Source organism: Paenarthrobacter sp. 2TAF44 (assembly GCF_052114885.1).
Taxonomy (GTDB): domain Bacteria; phylum Actinomycetota; class Actinomycetes; order Actinomycetales; family Micrococcaceae; genus Arthrobacter.
This window is the reverse complement of the sequence record NZ_JBFRFP010000007.1, coordinates 96961-117291: the sequence shown is the minus strand read 5'-3', so window position 1 is coordinate 117291 and position 20331 is coordinate 96961. Positions and strand designations below refer to the sequence as shown.

The following is a 20331-nucleotide window of genomic DNA, read 5'->3' as shown; positions in this document are numbered from 1 at the left end:
GTTATCCAACTTTGCCGCGGGCGGGTTTGGCCTTGGACGCAGGTTTGGCCTTGGACGCGGGCGGTGGGGCCGTGGACTCACGGACCACCAAGTGTGTAGCCAGCTCCACCCTGCGGGAGTCGATGTCCTCGCCGCGTACCTGGCGCAGGATGAACCGGAGGGCCGAACGGCCCATCTCCTGTAGTGGTTGTGACACGGACGTCAGGGGTGGAACGGATTCTTCCGCCTGATGGGTGCCGTCGAAACCGACCAGGCTCATGTCCTCCGGAATCCGGATGTCCTGCCTTCGCGCTTCTGCCAGGACACCCAAGGCGATGCTGTCGCTTCCAGCGAATATTGCCGTGGGCGGATCTTCAAGTTCCAGCAGCGCCTTCATGCCTCTCACACCATTCTCGGGCCGAAAGGGGCCCGCGGAGACGTAGTCGTCGTCTACAGTGATGCCCTCCGCCATGAGTGCGGCCATATAGCCGTGGAGCCGCGCCTGGCTGCATTCTGCCGTGGCAGGACCGCCTATGTAGGCAATCTTGCGGTGTCCCAACTCGAGCAGGTGAGTAGCTGCGGCCTTGCCGCCGGCCCAGTTGCTGGCACCCACGCTGAAGACCTCTGCCGGCGGCGGGTTGAGAGGGTCCACCACCACGATGGGGATCCGGCGGCGTTGGAAGGCTTCCAACTGTGCCGAGCCAAAGGCGGAAGTGACCACGATCATTCCGCTGCGTCCTTCGTCGATGATGCGTTGGGCCCGCTCCTCCGGTCCCAAAGGTGACGCTGTTTGCCTGCTGGTGACCGAGAGGATGACCTCCATGTCCGAGACTGCCGCGTGCTCCATGACGCCGTTGAGGACTTCCACGGAGTAGGCCGAGTTCAGGGAGTCGAAAACCACCTCAACTGACTGCCGGGCGGGAAGGCTTTTACGTTGGAGCGGCGATTTGTATCCGGTTCGCTGCAAGGCCGCCAGCACGCGCGCCCGGGTTTCCTCGGCCACATCCTCCCTGCCGTTCACCACCTTGGAAACCGTAGGCGCTGAGACACCCACCTCTTTGGCCACGGCAGCCAGTGTGAGCTTGAGCGGACGTAGCTCGCGTTCCATAATCCCCCTGCTTTCGAAATATTTCGGCTTGTTTTGAGTATGCGGGATGCCGAGGGAAAGCTCAAGAAGGCGGCTACAGCAGCTCAAGCAGCGATAAAGTAGACCTTGACGTGTGATGGAATGCACTTTAGTTTAGACCGTGACCTAAACCGCATTCGCGAAATATTTCGGTATTTTTCGGGAGATGGTCACTCCTTTGGGAGATGGGCACCGCAATGTGCCCAACGAGGCGACTACACATGGAGAAGCAATGAAGCAGTTCCAATCATCACGGCGTTCTTTTCTGGCTCTAGCGGCTGTTACGCCATTCGCAGTCATGGCAACCAGTGCCTGCGGTACGTCCGGACCGGGCAGCGCCAGCGGAGGAGGCGCCAGCATGTGGTTCCTCTCCGGCGAGCCGAACCAGACCACCATCCAGAAAGCCGTCGATGCTTTTGGTTCGTCGAACCCCGATAACAAGATCGCTGTGACGTACTTCCAGAACGATGCTTACAAGACGAAGATCAAAACCGCGATCGGCGCTGGCCAGGCCCCCACCATTGTCTATGGATGGGGTGGCGGGACGTTGAAGACCTACGCCGAGGCCAACCAGGTGGAGGACCTAACCAGCTGGTTCGAGGCCAACCTGGATCTGAAAAACAAGTTCTTCCCCGCTTCCTTCGGTGCAGCCACCGTCAACGGCAAGATCTACGCACTCCCCAACCAATACGTGGCCCCAGTTGTCCTGTTCTACAACAAGGAGCTCTTTGAGAAGGCGGGGGTGCAGCCACCCAAGACCTGGGACGACGTCATGTCGCTGGTAAAGACCTTCAACGACATGGGTGTAGCCCCGTTCTCCTTGGGCGGTCAATCCCGCTGGACCTCCATGATGTGGCTGGAGTACCTGCTGGACCGCATCGGAGGGGCCGAGGTGTTCACTGCGATCTTCGAAGGCAAGCCCAATGCTTGGATGGATCCTGCCGTGATTGAAACGGGTACCAAGATCCAGGAACTGGTGTCCGCCGATGGCTTCATCAAGGGCTTCTCCTCCATCACGGCAGATTCGAAGGCGGATCAGGCGCTGTTGTTCACGGGCAAAGCAGCAATGTTGCTTCAAGGTTCCTGGACATACGGACCCATGAAGAAGGAAGGCCAGAACTTCGTCCAGGACGGAAAACTGGGCTTCGTCACCTTCCCGACGATCCCGGGAGGCAAGGGAAATCCGAAGAATGGCGTAGGCAACCCCGCCCAGTACATGTCGATTTCGGCAAAGGCCACCGACAAGGAAAAGGAAACGGCGAAGAAGTTCTTCAAGGAGGGCATCATGACGGACACAGTCATCGACGCCTACATCAACTCCGGCTCGGTCCCGATCGTCAATGGCATAGAAGGCAAGCTCGCCACGTCCCCGGACAAGGACTTCCTGAACTTCGTGTACGACCTGGCCAAAAATGCCCCGAACTTCCAGCAGTCATGGGATCAAGCCCTGAGCCCGACTGCGGCGGAGGCCCTGCTTAACAACATCGACCAACTCTTCCTCAAGTCGATCACGCCACAGCAGTTCGCCGAGAACATGAATGCCACCCTGGGCAAATGAGTTCAACAACGACTCACAGGGCTGCCGCTGCACCGCGGAAAATCGAGCAGACCGGGCAGCAAAAATCTGCACTGGCGTGGCTGACCGCGCCGGCTTTGATCTTCTTCGTGGTGTTCGCGCTTGCGCCGCTGGTAGGTGTCCTGGTTCTGAGCTTCGCCAACTGGGACGGCATCGGCGCCATCGGAGCAGCCGGCCTGGAGAACTGGTCCTCAGTTCTCAGCGACCCCGGACTGTACAACGCCTTGGGCCTGACATTCCTGATCATGATTGTCTCCTGGCTGGTTCAGACGCCTATCAGCCTTCTGCTGGGAGTCTTCACGGCCGGCACACAGCGTTACAGGGCTGCCTTGGCGGTGTTGTACTTCTTGCCGCTTCTGCTCTCCTCCGCGGCAGTTGCCATCGCGTACAAAGCACTGTTGGACCCTAACTTTGGGCTGGCCATGGGATTGGGTTTGCCTTTCCTGGCCCAGGACTGGCTGGGCGTCCCGCAGTTGGCATTGGGCTTGGTCATCTTTGTGATCGCCTGGCAGTTCGTGCCCTTCCACACACTCATCTACCAAGGTGGTGTCCGGCAAATCCCCAAGTCCCTGTACGAGGCAGCACAGATCGATGGTGCGGGAATCATTAAGCAGTTCTTCCACATCACGCTTCCCCAGCTGAAATACACCATCATCACCTCATCCACCCTGATGGTCGTAGGATCGCTGACGTACTTCGACCTCATCTTCGTCCTGACTGGTGGCGGGCCGGGTAACTCCACCCGCATCCTGGCGCTGGACATGTACTTGCGCGGCTTCCGGGCCAACCTGATGGGCCCGGCAAGTGTCATTGCAGTCATCCTCGTCGTCATCGGCCTTGTCCTTGCCTTGTTCCTCCAGCGCCTTGGAGGCAAGGACAAGCAGGGCAGCCAATTGGAAGGTTTGTAAGGTGAGCACTGTCCTTCGCAGCGATTCGAAAACCGCTCCAGCCACTCCCCCGGGCCATTCCACCAAGGCCAAACAGAGCCTCGGTTCACGGGTCAGGCGGCTGAACATTCCCGGAGGCCTTGGCGGTTGGATATGGCTGGCCATCATCATTGTGCCGATCTACTACATCGTCATCACCAGCCTGAAGACGTCCGAAGGGTACTTTGGGCAGAATCCGTTGGCCCTCCCGGCGGCTCCTACGTTGGAGAACTACCAACTGGTTCTCGAGGCCAACTTCACCACGTATTTCATGAACAGCGTGATCGTCACACTTGGCTCGGTGATCCCCACGGTTCTGATCTCCTTCATGGCAGCCTTCGCAATAGTTCGTGGTCGCGGCCGATACCTGAAGTTCGTCAACGGCATGTTCCTCATGGGCTTGGCGATTCCGCTCCAGGCAACCATCATCCCGATCTACCTGATGATCATCCGGCTGAACCTGTATGACAGCCTCCTTGCCATCATGCTTCCCTCCGTTGCATTCGCCATTCCTTTGACGGTGCTGATCCTGTCCAACTTCATCCGCGATGTGCCGAACGAATTGTTCGAGTCAATGCGCCTGGATGGCTGCAGCGATTGGCAAACGATGTGGAGGCTGGCGCTGCCGTTGACCCGCCCGGCGATAGTAACCGTGGCAATTTACAACGGCTTGCATGTCTGGAACGGATTCCTGCTGCCGCTGGTACTCACCCAAAGCCCTGGACTCCGTGTCCTCCCCTTGGGACTGTGGACTTTCCAAGGCGAGTTCAGCGTCAACATCCCCGCTGTGCTTGCCTCCGTCGTCCTGAGCACCCTGCCAATCCTGGTGATTTACGTCCTCGGACGCCGCCAGCTGGTCAGTGGCCTTACCGCAGGCTTCAGCAAGTAGAAAGGACCTTCACATGTCAGAACCCAAACGCCTCCGCGTGGGCATGGTGGGCTATGCCTTCATGGGCGCTGCCCACTCGCACGCTTGGCGTACTGCGCCGCGATTCTTCGACCTCCCCCTGGTACCTGAACTGACTGCCGTCGCCGGCCGCAACCCGGACGGCGTCCGTGCGGCCGCCGCCAAGTACGGTTGGGATTCCGTGGAAACCGACTGGCGCCGCCTGATCGAGCGCGATGACATTGACCTCATCGATATCTGCACCCCCGGAAACACGCACGCCGAGATCGCCATCGCCGCCTTGGAAGCGGGCAAGCACGTGCTCTGCGAAAAGCCACTGGCCAATTCGGTGGAAGAGGCGGAGAAAATGACAGCGGTTGCCCAGGCGGCAGCCGAACGCGGCGTACTGTCCATGTGCGGCTTCAGTTACCGGCGCACTCCGGCTTTGGCTTTGGCAAAGCGGATGGTCGAGGAAGGGCGCCTGGGCGACATCCGCCACGTCCGGGCGCAATACCTGCAGGACTGGCTCAGTGACGCGGATGCGCCGCTGACGTGGCGCCTGGACAAGTCCAAATCCGGCTCCGGTTCACTCGGCGATATCGGCGCCCACAGCATCGACGCCGCACAGTGGATCACGGGCTCCACCATCACCGGCGTTTCGGCGCTGCTGGAAACCTTCGTGAAGGAACGCCCTGTGGGTGGAGATTACGTGGGCCTCGGAGGTCGCGGCGGGACGGACGCCCCCAAGGGGCCGGTCACGGTGGACGACGCCGCGCTGTTCACCGCCCGGTTTGCCGGAAAACACGACGACGGTGCTGGCGCCACCATCGGCATCTTCGAAGCCACTCGTTTTGCCCTGGGCCGCAAGAACGCCATGCGCCTGGAGCTCAACGGGACCAAGGGCTCGCTGGCTTTCGACTTCGAGGACATGAACTCGCTTCAGTTCTACGACTCCGCGCTGGAACCTGACGCCGGATTCCGCAAGATCATTGTCACCGAACCGTCCCATCCGTACACGGGCAATTGGTGGCCCACCGGGCACGGACTTGGTTACGAGCACGGATTCACCCACCAGGTGGTGGACCTGGTGAATGCCATCGGCGCTGGGGAGCAGCCCACGCCGTCGTTCTCTGATGCCTTGCAGGTTCAAAAGGTGCTGGCCGCGGTTGAGGCGAGCGCGGGCAACGCGAGCCGCTGGCAGAACGTCTGAGAGGAATGAACATGACCCGACCCATCACCCTTTTTACCGGCCAGTGGGCCGACCTGCCGTTTGAGGAAGTAGCCCGGCTGGCTGGCGAGTGGGGCTTTGACGGCCTGGAGATTGCCTGCTGGGGCGATCATCTGGACCCCCGGCGCATCGTCGAGGACGACTCGTATCTTCAAAGCAAGCTGGACATCCTGGAGAAGCACCACCTCTCGGTCCATGCGATCGCCAACCACCTGACTGGACAGGCAGTGTGCGATGACCCCATCGATGAACGTCACCGGGACATCCTGGCACCAGACGTGTGGGGCGACGGCGATCCTGAAGGCGTTCGTCAGCGGGCCGCCGAAGCAATGAAGACCACGGCACGTGCGGCGGCAAAGCTTGGCGTCAAGACCGTCACGGGGTTCACGGGCTCGTCCATCTGGAAGTGCGTTGCCATGTTCCCGCCGGCTTCAGAAGGCATGATCGAGCGCGGCTACCAGGACTTCGCAGACCGTTGGAACCCCATTCTGGATGTCTTTGACGAGGTAGGAGTCCGTTTTGCCTTGGAAGTCCATCCGTCGGAAATCGCCTACGACTACTGGACTGCCAAACGCACACTGGAAGCGATCGGGCACAGGGACAGTTTTGGCCTGAACTTTGACCCCTCCCACTTCATCTGGCAGGACCTTGATCCGGTGATGTTCCTCCAGGACTTTGCGGACAAAATCTTCCATGTCCATGTGAAGGAATCCGTGCGCCAGCTCAATGGACGCAACGGTCGTCTTGGATCCCACCTACCGTGGGCGGATCCCCGCCGTGGCTGGGACTTCGTCACGGCAGGCCATGGAGACGTGAACTGGGAACCCATTTTCCGGATGCTCAACTCGATCGGATATACCGGACCTACCAGCATCGAATGGGAAGACGCCGGCATGGACCGGCTGATCGGCGCCCCGGAAGCGTTGGACATGGTCCGCCGGCTCGCTGCTATCCGTCCCCCGGCTGCAGCTTTCGATGCCGCCTTCGCCGCTCGCTGAAACTGATTTTCGAAAAGCCAACAGACTCACCCGGACGTTTACGAATATAAAGGAAAACATGACAAGCAAGAGCAAGACCGCACTGGTGGTTCGAGGCGGCTGGGACGGACACCAGCCGGTTGAGGCGACCGACCTGTTCCTCCCCTTCCTCAAAGCCAACGACTATGAGGTCAGGGTGGAGGAATCCCCCAAAATCTACGCGGACACTGAATACATGGCCGGGGTGGACGTCATCGTGCAGTGCATGACAATGTCCACCATCGAAAAGGACGAGTTCGAGGGGCTCCGCACCGCCGTCGAAAATGGCACTGGACTTGCCGGATGGCACGGCGGGATCGCGGATTCCTACCGCAACACGTCGGACTACCTGCACTTGATCGGGGGCCAGTTCGCCTGCCACCCGGGCAAGCATGAGGACGAACGGATCGGCGAGCAGTCGGATAACTATGTTCCCTACACGGTGAACATGCTCCCCGCTGCGGCCGAGCACCCCATTACCCAGGGAATCGGGGACTTTGACCTCGTCACCGAGCAGTATTGGGTTCTGGCAGATGACTACATCGACGTCCTGGCGACCACGACGCAAAAAGTCCGCGAATGGGATCCGTGGAACCGTGAGGTCACCTCCCCCGCCATTTGGACCCGGCAATGGGGCAAGGGAAGAATCTTCGTCTCCACTCCCGGCCACCGCGTGGAAATCCTCCAGGACAGCAACGTCCGCACGATCATCGAAAGGGGCATGCTGTGGGCATCCCGCTGAATGTAGGAATCATTGGCTGCGGCGCCATTATCGCCCAATACCTGACAAACTTCCGCCGGCTGGATTCCATCAACCTCGTGGCCGTCGCTGATCTGGATCCCGCCCGCGCCCAAGCTGTCGCCGACTCCTACGATGGCGTCCGTGCCTTGTCCGTGGATGAGCTGCTCGGGGCGGACGACGTCGAACTTGTCCTCAACCTGACCATCCCGGCAGCGCATGCTGAGATCGCCCTCAAGGCCATCGCGGCGGGCAAGTCCGTTTATGGCGAGAAGCCGTTGGCAGCAACCACGGCAGAGGCCCGGCAGGTACTCGAAGCGGCCAACGCGGCGGGAGTGATTGTGGGGTGCGCTCCGGATACAGTCCTCGGCACCGGTATCCAGACCGCCCGAAAAGCGATCGACGACGGCCTGATTGGCGCGCCGGTTTCGGCGACAGCCACCATGGCTACGGCAGGGCATGAGCGCTGGCATCCGAATCCCGATTTCTACTACCAGCCCGGCGGCGGTCCGCTGCTGGACATGGGCCCCTACTACGTGTCCGCACTGGTCACGTTACTTGGCCCCGTAGTGTCGGTGGTGGGCGCAGCCAGCCACACCCGCAGCGAACGCACCATCGGTTCCGGGCCCCGCCAGGGGCAAAAAATACCGGTGGAGATCGACTCCCACGTCACGGGTGTCCTCGTCCACGCTTCCGGCGCCCTGTCCACGCTCTTTATGAGCTTCGACGCCGTCAAGACCAAGAGCCCCAACATCGAAATCCATGGTGAGAAGGGTTCGCTCGTCGTTCCGGATCCCAACCACTTCGACGGCGATGTACAGCTGTTCGAGTTGGGAGCCGAGGAGTGGAAAACGCTGCCTGTCTCCGCCGGTTACGTTGACGCCGGCCGTGGCTTTGGCATCGCCGATTTGTCAGCCACTCCGGCGGGACAAGAACCCCGCGCCGGTGGCCAACTCGCTTTCCATGCCCTTGAGGTCATGGAGTCCGTGCTGGAATCCGCCAAGACAGGACAGGCGGTAGGCATCCAGAGCACGGTAAGCCGCCCGGACATGGTGGAACTGACAGAACTTTCGACGCCGGTACGCGCCTAGCGCTGCAGCCTCGGGCCGAAGTGACAGTTGACCCCCATGTTCTTCCACAACATGGGGGTCAACTGTTATTTCGTGTGCCGGGCCCGGCGCAGTGTTGCCTCCGCGTGTTTGAGGATGGGGCCATCAATCATCTTGCCTTTGAACTGGAACACGCCCGTTCCGGCCGCAGATGCTGCATCAAGAAGCTCGGCGGCCTCCGTCACGGCTTCAGGCGTTGGTGCGTAGGCCTCGCGGACTGTTGCCACCTGGCTCGGGTGGATGCAGGCTTTGGCACCGAAACCGCTGGCCACGGCGTCGAGGGATTCCACGGCCAGGCCGTCAAGGTCGGGAATGTTGACATACACAGAGTCGATGGCTTCCTTGCCAGCGGCTTTGGCGGCAAGCAGCACAGCGGACCGTGAGTGCAGGGCCACGGCCCGATAGCCGCCGTCGTCGTTCCTGCTGGAGAGACCGCCCAAGGAAGCAAGCAGGTCCTCGGCGCCCCACATCAAGGCAACGACGTTCGGCTCCGCGGCGATTGCTGAAGCATTGACGATGCCCGCGGCTGTTTCGCAGAGCGCGATCACGCGGTAGCCCTCAAGCGCCCTGAGCTGTTCGGCACTCTCCGCCTTGGCGAGCATGACAGTGCGGTAGGGAGTGTGCGCCAGGCTGTGCAGGTCCTTCTCGAATTCCGCGGAGCCCACCGGGTTGACGCGGACAATCGTGCGGCTCGGGTCCAGCTCAGCAGTGTCTCCTTCGGATCCGAGCTGCGCAAGGATCGCGCCCCGGGCACGCTGCTTGTCCCCCGGCGCCACGGCATCTTCAAGGTCCAGGATCACGGCGTCCGAACGATCCGCCGCCTTGCCGAAACGCTCCGGCCGGTCAGCGGGGCAAAAGAGGAGTGCCGGCCCCATGGTGAACGGCGTAGCCGCACCATGAAGGGACGAATCGGGAGAAGGCATGAAGGGTTCCTTGCTGCTGGGCTGCTGGAATGCTGACAAATGCGGAAACGGCCTAGGACTGTGCGGCGTGTGCTTCCTGGGTCCACATCAGGCAGGTACGAGTGGCAAGTGCCACCACCACCCCATCCTGGTTCCTGCCGGTATGTTGCATGGTCACCACACCCTGGCCGGGACGCGAGGACGACAACCGTTTGGCAGTGATCACCGTTTCCGTGTACAGGGTATCCCCGTGATAGAGCGGGTGGGGAAAGGTGACATCCGTCAGCCCCAGCTGGGCGATGATGGTGCCCTGCGTCAACTGGGTCACCGACTGCCCCACCATTGTGGACAAGGTGAACATGGAATTCATCAGCCGTTGCCCGAATGGCTGCGTTGAACTCCATGCTGCGTCCAGATGCAGCGCCTGGGTGTTCATGGTCAAGGTAGTGAACAGGACGTTGTCCGTCTCCGTGACTGTTCGTCCGGGTTTGTGGGCATAGATCACGCCCTCTTCAAGCTCATCGAAGTACAGTCCACGCTGCTCAACAACCCGGGTCATACGGTGAGTTCCTGGTCCTCTTCGAAGAGTTCAGCTCCGGTGGCAGCCACGACCTCGTCCAAAGTGACGTTGGGAGCCAGCTCGCGAAGGACCAGCCGAGGCTCCCCCTCGTCCTTGACGACGTCGATCACGGCAAGATCGGTGATGATCCGGTCCACGCAGCCCTTGCCCGTCAGGGGCAGGGAGCAGTCCTTGACGATCTTGGGCCTGCCGTTGCGGTCCACATGCTCCATCATGACGATCACCTTCTTGGCGCCGAACACGAGGTCCATGGCCCCACCCATACCCTTGACCATCTTTCCGGGGATCATCCAGTTGGCAAGATCGCCGTTGGCTGCCACTTCCATGGCACCCAGAACGGCGACATCCACGTGGCCGCCGCGGATCATGCCGAAGGACGAGGCCGAATCGAAGAACGCAGCGCCCGGTTTGATGGTGACAGTTTCCTTGCCGGCGTTGATGAGGTCCGGATCAACCTGGTCCTCGGCCGGATAAGGTCCGACGCCCAGGATGCCGTTCTCGGAATGGAGGATCACTTCCACACCTGCGGGAATGTAGTTGGGAATCAGGGTGGGCATCCCAATCCCCAGGTTCACGTACTGGCCGTTGGTGAGTTCCTGAGCCACGCGTGCGGCAAGTTCGTTGCGGCTCCAGCCTTTGGCTTCGTGATGTTCGACGTCGGCACGGCGGTACTCGTGCCGCACGGCTTCTGGACGGGGCGGGATGTCATGGTACGAGTTGTCATTCACTGTGCTGCCCCTGTCTGCCCGGTTGCCTGGCTGCTTGCTTGGCTGGTGGTCAGAGCCACCGTCCGCTTCTCAATCCGTTTCTCCATGGTGGGGGCCACCACCACTCGTTGCACGAAAATGCCAGGCGTATGGATGTGTTCCGGGTCCAGCTCACCGGCTTCCACGAGTTCCTCGACTTCGGCAATGGTTGTCTTGGCGGCCATGGCACACAGGGGGTTGAAGTTCATGGCTGTTGCATGGAAAACGAGATTGCCGTGGCGGTCGCCCTTCCACGCATGGACCAGCCCGAAGTCCGGCGTCAGCGATTCTTCCAACACGTAGTCGGCGTCCTTGAAGGTCCGCACCTCCTTGGGTTCGGAGGCGATCGCAACGTTCCCTTCGGCGTCGTACTTTTGCGGCAAGCCGCCCTCGGAGACCTGGGTTCCCACGCCGGCCTTCGTGTAAAAGGCGGGAATACCGGCGCCGCCTGCGCGCAATTTCTCGGCGAGGGTTCCCTGCGGGGTGAGGACCACTTCCAGTTCGCCCGCGAGGTACTGCCTGGCAAACTCCTTATTCTCACCCACGTAGGAGCTGATAGTGCGTCGGATTCGCCCATCCTTGAGGAGGATTCCAAGGCCCCAATCGTCCACGCCACAGTTGTTGCTGACGGTCTCCAGGTCCGTGGTGCCTTGGCTATGGAGCGCGTCGATCAGCGATACGGGGATGCCGCATAAGCCAAAACCGCCGACGGCGAGCGAGGCGCCGTCCGGGATGTCCTTCACCGCTTCCGCGGCGCTGGCAACAACCTTGTCAATCATCCTTGATCCTTCCCCTACGGTTACAGACCCAGCTCGCGGGCGATGAGCATCAACTGGACCTCAGTGGTGCCCTCTCCGACTTCCAGAATCTTGGAGTCGCGGTAATGGCGTGCCACTGTGAATTCGTTGATGAAGCCATAGCCACCGAACACCTGGGTGGCGTCCCGTGCGTTGTCCATGGCAGCCTCGCCTGCGACCATCTTAGCGATGGCCGCTTCAGTCTTGAACGGCTTGCCGGCCAGCATCCTCGCTGCCGCATCGTAATAGGCCAAACGAGCAGTATGGGCCCTCGCCTGCATCCTTGCGATCTTGAACTGGATGGCCTGGTACTTGCCGATGTTCTGGCCAAAGGCGCTGCGTTCCTTGGCATACTTCACCGAAAGATCCACGCAACCCTGGGCCGCGCCCGTGCCCAAGGCGGCAATGGCAATCCGCCCCTCGTCAAGGATGGACAGGAAGTTGGCATATCCCCTGCCCCGCTGGCCCAGGAGGTTCGCTTCAGGAACCCGGACGTTGTCCAAAGTCAGTGGATGCGTGTCCGACGCGTTCCAGCCCACCTTGTTGTAGGCCCTCTCTGCCTTGAATCCCGGGGTTTCGGTGGGCACCAGGATGGTGGATATTTCTTTTTTGGTGCTGCCGTCGGGGTTTTCCGTCTTACCGGTGACGGCGGTGACGGTCACCAAGGTGGTGATGTCCGTGCCGGAGTTGGTGATGAACTCCTTGTTGCCGTTGATGACCCATTCGCCGTTGTCCAGGTGTGCGTGGGTCTTGGTACCCCCGGCATCGGAACCTGCTTCCCGCTCGGTCAACCCGAATCCAGCCAAGGACCGTCCGGATGCCAACTCCGGAAGCCAGCGATCCTTCTGTTCCTGCGTGCCGAAACGGTATACGGGCATGGCGCCCAGGGACACACCGGCCTCAAGCGTGATCGCCACGGACTGGTCAACGCGGCCCAACTGCTCCAAAGCCAGCGCCAAGGCAAAGTAGTCCCCGCCCATGCCACCGAACTCCTCCGGGAACGGCAGGCCGAACAGCCCCATCTCCCCCATCTGCTTGACCACTTCATACGGGAAGCTGTGTTCTTCATCGTGCTTGGCGGATACGGGTGCCACCACTTCATCGGCGAATTCGCGGACGGAATCACTGAGGTCCTGGTATTCCTCGTTAAGGTCAAAACTGCTCATGGCTAAACTTCCTTGTCTGTGTCTGCAGGTCCTTCAAGAGGGCCTGCTGCGTGAATAGTGGCGAGCACTTGGTCGGCTTTGACCAGGTCGCCCGGTTTGCTGGTGAGGTGGACGGTTCCGGCAACCGATGCCACCAATTGGTGTTCCATTTTCATGGCTTCGACCGAGAGGAGTGGCTGTCCCTCTTGGACCATGTCTCCGTTGGCCACTGCCACCGAAACCACTGTTCCGGGCATCGGCGAGCGCACCTCCGGATCTGCAGCCCCCTCTTCGCGCTGGATGCCTGCCAGCATCCTCCGGAGACGTTCGGCACGGTCCAGGACTTCCAGGCGGCAGGACCAACCGTCGTTGCCAAGGTAGATCGCCCGGATCCCGTTCGTCTCTGCTGGTCGTAGCCCCACCGCATAGGTGACCAAACCGCCGTCGATCTCCAGTACGATGCCGTCCATGGTCCGTTCCACGGCGTTGACTTTGGCGGAACGGCCCGCGTCAGGGCCGCCGTCGATGACTGCCGAGAAGGTGCCGGAGTCCTCAGTCAAAGCAACGGTAGAGGTGCCGCCGCCCGGCAGCCCGAACGTGGCACTCCAGGCGCCGCGGGCGCCAACGCGCCAGGAATCAAGCGAACTCCAGGCGCTGCCGGCATGGGCAGAAGCACCAGAGTTTTCCTTCAGCCACAGCGCGTTGCTTTCGAGCCACAGCGTCAGGGCGGCAGCGATCAACTCGTTGGCGCCTGCGTGCCTGAACTCCATGGACGGCAGCCTGCGTTCGATCAGGCCCGTGTCCAGGTGGCCCGCGCGGACGTCAGGATCATTGATCAGCAGCCGGAGATATTCCACGTTCGTGTCCAGGCCCAGCAGGGTGTACCTGCCCAGGGCAGCGTCCAAGGTGTCCAGCGCAGCAGCGCGGTTTTCGCCCCACGCGATGACCTTGGCCAGCATGGGATCGTAGTCGCCGGTAATCTCAAGATCCTCGCGCATGGCGGAGTCGATCCGGACGTTCCTGTGGGAGCGTTGCTCGCCGAGCACTTTGGGATCCGTCCCGCCATTCTCGGCGAGCGCGACGACGCGCCCCATCGAGGGCATGAAGTTCCGCTCCGGTACTTCGGCATACACGCGCGCCTCTACGGCGTGGCCGTCAAGCACGACGTCGGACTGCGCGACCGTGAGTACCTCACCGGCGGCGATCCGCACCTGCCATTCAACGAGGTCTATCCCTGTGGCCATTTCGGTGACAGGGTGCTCCACCTGCAGACGCGTGTTCATCTCCATGAAGAAGAACTCATCGGGATGTTCGTCGGACACCAGGAATTCCACCGTGCCGGCACCGCTGTATTTGACCGAACGTGCTGCGTTGCAGGCTGCTTCACCAATGCGGGCCCGTTCGGCCGGGCCGTCCGCCAGCGATTCAAAGAGTGCTGAAGGAGCTTCCTCAATAACTTTCTGATGGCGGCGTTGGAGGGAACATTCGCGCTCGCCCAGGTGGATGACGTTGCCGTGGTTGTCAGCGAGGACCTGGACCTCGATGTGGCGGGGTGCCTTGATAAGCCGTTCCAGGAAAAGGGTGTCATCCCCGAACGCCGAAGCTGCCACACGCCGTGCGGTCTGCAGTGTGGCAGCCATGTCTTCGGGCCGCTGAACGATGTGCATCCCCTTGCCGCCACCACCTGCCGAGGGCTTGATGAGCAAAGGAAAACCTACCGAGGGCGCAGCGTCGATCAGTTCCTGATCGGTGAGGCCGGGGACCGCAATTCCGGGTACGCAGGGGACGTCGTAGGCCATGACATGATTCTTGGAACGAATCTTGTCACCCATGACCTCGATCGCGTCGACGCCCGGTCCGATGAACGTTATCCCCGCCACGTCAAGGGCTTTGGCGAACTCCACATTCTCGGACAGGAAGCCGTAGCCAGGGTGGACCGCCTCCGCACCGCTGCGGCGGCAGGCATCGATGATGGCATCGATTTTCAAGTAGCTCTCAGAGGGCGCCGTCCCCCCGATGGCCACTGCGGTATCGGCAAGCGCCACGTGCTTGGCGTGCTTGTCCACGTCCGAATAGATGGCAATGGAGCGGATGCCCATGTCCCGGAGGGTTCGGATCACACGGCAAGCGATCTCTCCACGGTTGGCAACGAGGACGGCGTTGAACGGACGGGATGCCGCGGTGGCGGCTGATGCTGTGGTGGTTGGCAGAGTCATGGTCACATCCTGAAGAGGCCGAAGGAGGTCTCGGGCAGTTGCTGGCGGGAAACGACGTCCAAAGCCATGCCCAGGACCCGTCGGGTGTCTGCGGGATCGATGATGCCGTCATCCCAAAGCCGGGCAGTGGAGTAATAGGGACTGCCTTGTTCTTCGTACTGCTGCTTTATGGGAGCTTTGAAGGCCTCCTCTTCCTCGGCAGACCATTCCTGACCGGCGGCCTCATACTGGTCTCGTTTGACCGTTGCAAGGACACTGGATGCCTGGTTTCCGCCCATCACGGAAATACGGGCAGCGGGCCACATCCACAGGAAACGCGGAGAGTAGGCCCGCCCGCACATGGAGTAGTTTCCGGCGCCGAAGGAGCCGCCGATGACAACGGTCAGCTTGGGGACCCTGGCTGTTGCCACCGCTGTGACCATCTTGGCGCCGTTCTTGGCGATGCCGCCTTGCTCGTAGTCTTTGCCCACCATGAAACCGGAGAGGTTCTGCAGGAAGATCAGCGGGATGCCGCGCTGATCGCAGAGTTCGATGAAGTGCGCACCCTTGAGCGAGGACTCACTGAACAGGACCCCGTTGTTGGCCACGATGCCAATGGGATGTCCATGGAGATGCGCGAACCCCGTCACCAGCGTTGTGCCGTAGTTTTTCTTGAACTCATGGAACTGGGAACCGTCCACAAGCCGGGCGATTACTTCGCGGACATCGTACTGGGCGTTGACGTCTGTGGGGACCACGCCATAAAGCCCGGAGGGGTCGACGACGGGCGGCAGGACGACGTCGAGAACGTCCCACGCCGGCGGCGCTGGCTTGGGCAAGGTGCCGACGATGTCCCGTACGATCTCCAGCGCATGCTGGTCGTTCTCGGCCAGGTGGTCCGTAACTCCGGAAATCCTGGAGTGCACGTCCCCACCGCCCAATTCCTCGGCCGTGACAATCTCGCCAATCGCTGCTTTCACCAGCGGGGGGCCGCCGAGGAAGATAGTGCCTTGGTTGCGGACGATCACTGTCTCGTCACTCATGGCCGGCACATAGGCTCCGCCGGCAGTGCATGAACCCATCACCGAGGCGATTTGAGGGATCTTCGCTGCGGACATGCGCGCCTGGTTGTAGAAGATCCGGCCAAAGTGCTCTTTGTCGGGGAACACCTCATCCTGCTTGGGCAGGAACGCTCCCCCGGAGTCCACGAGGTAGATGCATGGAAGCTTGTTTTCCAGGGCAATTTCCTGGGCCCTTAGATGCTTCTTGACCGTCATGGGGTAGTACGTGCCGCCCTTGACCGTGGCATCGTTGGAAATCACCAGGACGTGCCGGCCATGGACCAACCCAATACCGGCAATCACTCCTGCGCCCGGCGAATCATCGTTGTACATGCCGTTGGCGGCCAAAGGCGCTATCTCCAGGAAGGGACTGCCCTCGTCCAGGAGGTAGTCAATTCGCTGGCGGGGCAACAGTTTGCCACGGGCGACGTGCCGCTCCCTGGATTTCGCGGGTCCCCCAAGCGCTGCTGTGGCAAGCCTTTCCTTCAGTTCCCCTACGAGGGCCAGCTGCGCTTCCTGATTGGCTTCAAAGGTGCCGCTGTTGGGTCCTGCCAAGCTGGCGATTGTCTCCATTGACCACTGTTCCATTCCCGGCCCCAGGCCATTTCGGTTAGTGCCACGTAACTGAAATTTAGGTTAGTCTTTATTAACTGTGATGTCCAGCACAGTGGGAGCATACGAACCCACATGTCTGACAGTGGCACCAAGGAGGAGAACGTGACCGGAGGCCCGGAAACAGGCACTGTCCGCAGCCCAGCCGCAGCAACCCAGCGAGGCCAGGCCAAGGAACTCCGCAGGCTGGCATTGCTTTCAGCGGCGGCGGGACTCTTCGCGGAGAATGGCTTCAACAGGGTTTCGCTCGAGGATCTTGGTGCGGCCGCAGGCGTCAGCGGGCCCGCCGTTTACCGGCACTTCCCCGGTAAGCAAGCTGTCCTCGGCGAGCTTCTCCTCAGCGTCAGCCGCGACCTGCTCGACGGCGGCCTCCGTGTGGTCGCGGAGGCGGAGAATCCCATGGAGGCGCTGAAGGGCTTGATCCAGTTCCAGGTGGATTTTGCGCTGAGCAACCCGGACGTCATCCGCGTCCAGGACCGCGACTTCGGGAGCCTCAGCAGCGCTGACCAAGCCGAAGTCCGTGCCTTGCAGCGCGCCTACGTGGAAACGTGGGTAGACGTCCTGGCTCGCATCCACCACGGCGCAGATGTCGCCGGCCTCCGCGTCAGGGCACATGCAGCCTTTGGCCTGATCAATTCCACGCCCCACTCCGTCCGCCATCACGGACGGAGGATCGCCGTGAAGTCTGCCAGGCCCATTCTGGAGCAGATGGCTTTGGCCGCTCTGACATCAGCCTGATTGTTGCTTTTGCCGGGAGGTTCGAGCTGTCTTCCAGGTTCCTCTTAAAATGTCGGACCCCGATGAAATGATTTGATCATGGAAGATATGGGGCAGCTAACGGCAGTTCGGACGGAATCGTCCCCTGTTGTTGCTGCCCTGGCCGCTGCCCGGTCACAGCGCTTCTTGAGCATGCCGAACTTGGTCAGGGCCGGGTTCAAGGATTCGACGGCGTCCATCATCGCGATCGGCCATTTCCACGGGCTGGGCAACAGAGCCGGGCTGGCTCAGCCGAGCCCCCCTTTCGAAAATAGGCACCCCAGTCCTGCGGCGCCCGGACGGGACGTGGCGGCTCTTCTTGAGGACGGCGCGGCTCTTCTGGACCCCTTGCGGTTGACTGCAGCAGCCGATGCGGCGCGGTTGTTTGGGTTTGTTGAGGCCGCTGACTTTGCCGGCAGGATCGAGGAGATCTCCCGGTCGTTGGAGTACTTGCAGGTTGTCGCGGCGCAAGCGGTGGAAAGGACCCGGAAGGAAGCACAGCAAGCGTCGCCGGGGTCCTCGGATGGCGCGCCGGAGTGGCGGACCGGTTGGACTGAACCAGCCACGCGGGCGACGGTTACGGGCACGGCCAGCTTCCTGGATGACGGGTACCGGAATGCCGCTGAGTTCCTTCGGGCCCGGTTGCGGATCAGCATCGGGGAAGCCCGGCGCAGGCTCGCCCTCGCACCCGACGTCCTTCCGCAGACCGGAATGGCCGGGCAGGAGATCCCGGCCCGGCGCGAAGTGCTGGCCGAAGCCCTCTCCTCAGCACTGGTGCCTTCCCGGTCCGCGACGATCATCAGCAGCGCTCTGGAAAAAGTCCGGCTGCTCACCGACGACGACACCCTCACCCGGATGGAACACGCCCTCACCGTAACAGCAGTGGAAACCGACCCGGACTTCGTCACCAAAATGGCCAAACGCTGGGTCGATTCGATCGACCAAGACGGCTCCGAACCGTCCGAAGAAGTTCTCCGCCAACTCCAAGGCGCGTTCTTCCGCCGCCGACGCCGCCACGGGCTCCACCACATCGAAATCTTCGCCACCGCCGAACAATACGAAACCCTGGCCACCGCCATGAACGTCGCCACCAACCCCCGACTCACCACGGATAGTAATCCCACCGGACCGGATCTCGACCGGCGTTCCCGCCCCATGAAACTCCTCGACGGACTCGTCGGAGCCTGTGCCGTCGCGATGACCACCGGGAAACTGCCAGCAAACGGCGGACTCCGCCCCCAAGTCACGACCACCATCGACTGGCGGGACCTCGTCCAACAACTCGCCGGCACAGCCCCCACAGACACAGGACCTGATCCGCAACAGTCCCGGATCAGCTCTGGCACCGCGACCTTCGTCGGCCCGATGCACCCCAACACCATCCGCAAAATCGCCTGCGACGCCGACATCCTCCCCGTCCTGCTCGGAACCGACTCCCGCGTCCTGGACATCGGCCGCACCACCCGGATCTTCCCACCCCACATCCGCAAAGCCATCACCGCCCGCGACGGCGGCTGCGCCTTCCCCGACTGCACCATGCCCGCCCCCTGGTGCGAAGCCCACCACATCACCTACTGGTCACACGGCGGCACCACAGGAACCGAGAACGGCACCCTGCTCTGCAGCCACCACCACCACGTCATCCACAAAGAAAACTGGCGCATCGACATCACAACAGGGGTTCCTTGGTTCATCCCCCCACCCCACATCGACCCCAAACAAACACCCCGACGCAACCACCACCACACACCCCAGAGAACATAAACGTGCCCGACAATGATGGGGGGTGCGGCCGGTGCGGTGCCCCGGGTATGCGGAAGTGTGCCTGATGCTCATGGGTGCCAGATGCTCATGGGTGCCAGGTGCCTGCGCCCGTATGTTCTTGGGCCGTTCCAGTATTCCTAGGACTCACAGGGCCAGTTTCAGGGGCTGTGCGGGGCGGAAGTGGAGCCTAGGCTGAAGCTCGAACCCATACTGAATCCATAAAGCAACATGGTTGGTACCAGCCACTAACGAGGAGCGCACCATGAGGATTGCCGTAACCGGCGGAAGCGGAAAATTGGGCAGGAGCGTGGTCCGTCGGCTGAGGCAGGATGGCCACCACGTGCTCAACGTTGACCGCGCAGGCAAGAGGGGCCACGGCTACGTAAATGTGGACCTTCGCAATTATGGGCAGGTCCTGGATGTCATCCTCGGCTTGGACGACCAACACAGCGGCTTGGACGCGATCGTCCATCTGGCCGCCATCCCCGCACCGGGGTTGGCTCCGGACGCCGCAATTTTTGAAAACAACATGCTCTCCACCTACAACGTCTTTCAGGCAGCGCGGCGAGCGGGCATCAAGAAGGTGGTTTATGCCTCCAGTGAGACGGTCCTGGGACTCCCCTTCGACATCGCCCCTCCCTACATTCCCGTGGATGAGGAGTATGCGGCGCGGCCTGAAAGCACGTACTCCCTCGTGAAACACCTCGAGGAGCAGATGGCCATCCAGCTCACGCGCTGGGACCCGGCGTTGAGCATCACCGCACTAAGGTTCTCCAACGTGATGGACCCCGAAGACTATGACGCCTTCCCGTCCTTTGACTCGGACGCCACGCTGCGCAAGTGGAATCTGTGGGGCTACATCGATGCCCGCGACGGGGCCCAAGCGGTTGTCCGCGCCCTGGAGAAAGGTGCACCCGGTTTCGAGGCCTTCATCATCGCCGCTTCTGACACCGTGATGAGCCGAAGCAGCGCCGAGCTTGCCGCGGAAGTCTTTCCCGGCGTCGAGGTTGTCAAGGAACTGGGCCAGCACGATACGATGCTGTCCATCGACAAAGCCCGCCGGCTCCTTGGTTTCGAGCCGGAACACAGCTGGCGCGATGTCCACTCCAATCGGACCACCCCCACAGAAGACTGAACGCGCGACAGAAGACTGAACGCGCGACGACCCACCCCTTAGCCACAGTTTCC

Annotated in this window: 18 protein-coding genes; 10 read left to right on the top strand and 8 right to left on the bottom strand. The window is 61.5% G+C overall.

What is annotated here, in order from left to right; all coding sequences use genetic code 11:
- Position 1 precedes the first annotated feature (1 nt).
- Entirely contained in the window at positions 2 to 1087 is a 1086-nt protein-coding gene (locus AB4Z15_RS09155; RefSeq protein WP_442017026.1) for a LacI family DNA-binding transcriptional regulator, read from the bottom strand.
- Between the two features lie 250 nt (positions 1088 to 1337).
- Here AB4Z15_RS09155 and AB4Z15_RS09150 point away from each other — a divergent pair, with 250 nt between their 5' ends.
- Genes AB4Z15_RS09150 through AB4Z15_RS09120 form a run of 7 tightly spaced genes read left to right on the top strand, consistent with a single transcriptional unit; the run spans position 1338 to position 8567 of the window.
- Complete coding sequence (locus AB4Z15_RS09150; RefSeq protein WP_442017025.1) at positions 1338 to 2663, top strand: extracellular solute-binding protein; 1326 nt, start codon at positions 1338 to 1340, stop codon at positions 2661 to 2663.
- Entirely contained in the window at positions 2660 to 3589 is a 930-nt protein-coding gene (locus AB4Z15_RS09145) for a carbohydrate ABC transporter permease (RefSeq protein ID WP_442017024.1), read from the top strand. The genes AB4Z15_RS09150 and AB4Z15_RS09145 overlap by 4 nt, the downstream gene beginning before the upstream one ends.
- Before the next feature lies 1 nt (position 3590).
- Positions 3591 to 4496, top strand: coding sequence for a carbohydrate ABC transporter permease (locus AB4Z15_RS09140; protein ID WP_442017023.1), 906 nt, complete (start codon positions 3591 to 3593; stop codon positions 4494 to 4496).
- Between the two features lie 13 nt (positions 4497 to 4509).
- The gene (locus AB4Z15_RS09135) at positions 4510 to 5703 is read left to right on the top strand and encodes a Gfo/Idh/MocA family protein (RefSeq protein ID WP_442017022.1); all 1194 of its coding nucleotides are present in this window, start codon (positions 4510 to 4512) and stop codon (positions 5701 to 5703) included.
- An 11-nt stretch (positions 5704 to 5714) separates the two neighbouring features.
- Positions 5715 to 6719, top strand: a complete 1005-nt coding sequence (locus AB4Z15_RS09130; protein WP_442017021.1) for a sugar phosphate isomerase/epimerase family protein — start codon at positions 5715 to 5717, stop codon at positions 6717 to 6719.
- 58 nt (positions 6720 to 6777) lie between these two features.
- Positions 6778 to 7479, top strand: coding sequence for a ThuA domain-containing protein (locus AB4Z15_RS09125; RefSeq protein ID WP_442017020.1), 702 nt, complete (start codon positions 6778 to 6780; stop codon positions 7477 to 7479).
- A complete protein-coding gene (locus AB4Z15_RS09120; protein ID WP_442017019.1) occupies positions 7464 to 8567 on the top strand; it encodes a Gfo/Idh/MocA family protein in 1104 nt (367 codons plus the stop codon). The genes AB4Z15_RS09125 and AB4Z15_RS09120 overlap by 16 nt, the downstream gene beginning before the upstream one ends.
- Positions 8568 to 8632: 65 nt before the next feature.
- Here the strand turns inward: AB4Z15_RS09120 and AB4Z15_RS09115 are convergent, their stop codons facing one another.
- The 7 genes from AB4Z15_RS09115 to AB4Z15_RS09085 are packed head-to-tail and all read right to left on the bottom strand — an operon-like array spanning position 8633 to position 16584.
- The gene (locus AB4Z15_RS09115) at positions 8633 to 9508 is read right to left on the bottom strand and encodes an HpcH/HpaI aldolase/citrate lyase family protein (protein WP_442017018.1); all 876 of its coding nucleotides are present in this window, start codon (positions 9506 to 9508) and stop codon (positions 8633 to 8635) included.
- A 52-nt stretch (positions 9509 to 9560) separates the two neighbouring features.
- On the bottom strand, positions 9561 to 10046 hold the full coding sequence (locus AB4Z15_RS09110; protein ID WP_442017017.1) for a MaoC family dehydratase: 486 nt from the start codon (positions 10044 to 10046) through the stop codon (positions 9561 to 9563).
- Complete coding sequence (locus AB4Z15_RS09105; protein WP_442017016.1) at positions 10043 to 10795, bottom strand: CoA transferase subunit B; 753 nt, start codon at positions 10793 to 10795, stop codon at positions 10043 to 10045. Before AB4Z15_RS09105 ends, AB4Z15_RS09110 begins: the two co-directional genes overlap by 4 nt.
- Complete coding sequence (locus AB4Z15_RS09100) at positions 10792 to 11592, bottom strand: CoA transferase subunit A (protein ID WP_442005741.1); 801 nt, start codon at positions 11590 to 11592, stop codon at positions 10792 to 10794. Before AB4Z15_RS09100 ends, AB4Z15_RS09105 begins: the two co-directional genes overlap by 4 nt.
- Before the next feature lie 20 nt (positions 11593 to 11612).
- Entirely contained in the window at positions 11613 to 12776 is a 1164-nt protein-coding gene (locus AB4Z15_RS09095) for an acyl-CoA dehydrogenase family protein (protein ID WP_442017015.1), read from the bottom strand.
- A 2-nt stretch (positions 12777 to 12778) separates the two neighbouring features.
- Positions 12779 to 14971 carry an acetyl/propionyl/methylcrotonyl-CoA carboxylase subunit alpha gene (locus AB4Z15_RS09090; protein WP_442017014.1) on the bottom strand — a complete coding sequence of 731 codons (2193 nt, stop codon included), beginning with the start codon at positions 14969 to 14971 and terminating at the stop codon, positions 12779 to 12781.
- Positions 14972 to 14973: 2 nt separating this feature from the next.
- Positions 14974 to 16584, bottom strand: a complete 1611-nt coding sequence (locus AB4Z15_RS09085; protein ID WP_442017013.1) for a carboxyl transferase domain-containing protein — start codon at positions 16582 to 16584, stop codon at positions 14974 to 14976.
- A 114-nt stretch (positions 16585 to 16698) separates the two neighbouring features.
- Here AB4Z15_RS09085 and AB4Z15_RS09080 point away from each other — a divergent pair, with 114 nt between their 5' ends.
- The 3 genes from AB4Z15_RS09080 (at position 16699) to AB4Z15_RS09070 (ending at position 20278) form a co-directional block, all read left to right on the top strand.
- Positions 16699 to 17361, top strand: coding sequence for an SACE_7040 family transcriptional regulator (locus AB4Z15_RS09080; protein ID WP_442017012.1), 663 nt, complete (start codon positions 16699 to 16701; stop codon positions 17359 to 17361).
- Positions 17362 to 17439: 78 nt separating this feature from the next.
- A complete protein-coding gene (locus AB4Z15_RS09075) occupies positions 17440 to 19143 on the top strand; it encodes a DUF222 domain-containing protein (protein WP_442017011.1) in 1704 nt (567 codons plus the stop codon).
- Positions 19144 to 19405: 262 nt separating this feature from the next.
- A complete protein-coding gene (locus AB4Z15_RS09070; RefSeq protein ID WP_442017010.1) occupies positions 19406 to 20278 on the top strand; it encodes an NAD-dependent epimerase/dehydratase family protein in 873 nt (290 codons plus the stop codon).
- Positions 20279 to 20331 lie beyond the last annotated feature (53 nt).

Bases quoted from the DNA above. Each gene is read 5' to 3' on its own strand.
- AB4Z15_RS09110 (WP_442017017.1), bottom strand. From the start codon at position 10,046: ATGACCCGGGTTGTTGAGCAGCGTGGACTGTACTTCGATGAGCTTGAA.
- AB4Z15_RS09100 (WP_442005741.1), bottom strand. From the start codon at position 11,592: ATGATTGACAAGGTTGTTGCCAGCGCCGCGGAAGCGGTGAAGGACATC.
- AB4Z15_RS09075 (WP_442017011.1), top strand. From the start codon at position 17,440: ATGGAAGATATGGGGCAGCTAACGGCAGTTCGGACGGAATCGTCCCCT.
- AB4Z15_RS09150 (WP_442017025.1), top strand. From the start codon at position 1,338: ATGAAGCAGTTCCAATCATCACGGCGTTCTTTTCTGGCTCTAGCGGCT.
- AB4Z15_RS09135 (WP_442017022.1), top strand. From the start codon at position 4,510: ATGTCAGAACCCAAACGCCTCCGCGTGGGCATGGTGGGCTATGCCTTC.
- AB4Z15_RS09155 (WP_442017026.1), bottom strand. From the start codon at position 1,087: ATGGAACGCGAGCTACGTCCGCTCAAGCTCACACTGGCTGCCGTGGCC.
- AB4Z15_RS09145 (WP_442017024.1), top strand. From the start codon at position 2,660: ATGAGTTCAACAACGACTCACAGGGCTGCCGCTGCACCGCGGAAAATC.
- AB4Z15_RS09070 (WP_442017010.1), top strand. From the start codon at position 19,406: ATGAGGATTGCCGTAACCGGCGGAAGCGGAAAATTGGGCAGGAGCGTG.
- AB4Z15_RS09090 (WP_442017014.1), bottom strand. From the start codon at position 14,971: ATGACTCTGCCAACCACCACAGCATCAGCCGCCACCGCGGCATCCCGT.
- AB4Z15_RS09095 (WP_442017015.1), bottom strand. From the start codon at position 12,776: ATGAGCAGTTTTGACCTTAACGAGGAATACCAGGACCTCAGTGATTCC.
- AB4Z15_RS09085 (WP_442017013.1), bottom strand. From the start codon at position 16,584: ATGGAGACAATCGCCAGCTTGGCAGGACCCAACAGCGGCACCTTTGAA.
- AB4Z15_RS09115 (WP_442017018.1), bottom strand. From the start codon at position 9,508: ATGCCTTCTCCCGATTCGTCCCTTCATGGTGCGGCTACGCCGTTCACC.
- AB4Z15_RS09125 (WP_442017020.1), top strand. From the start codon at position 6,778: ATGACAAGCAAGAGCAAGACCGCACTGGTGGTTCGAGGCGGCTGGGAC.
- AB4Z15_RS09080 (WP_442017012.1), top strand. From the start codon at position 16,699: ATGTCTGACAGTGGCACCAAGGAGGAGAACGTGACCGGAGGCCCGGAA.
- AB4Z15_RS09130 (WP_442017021.1), top strand. From the start codon at position 5,715: ATGACCCGACCCATCACCCTTTTTACCGGCCAGTGGGCCGACCTGCCG.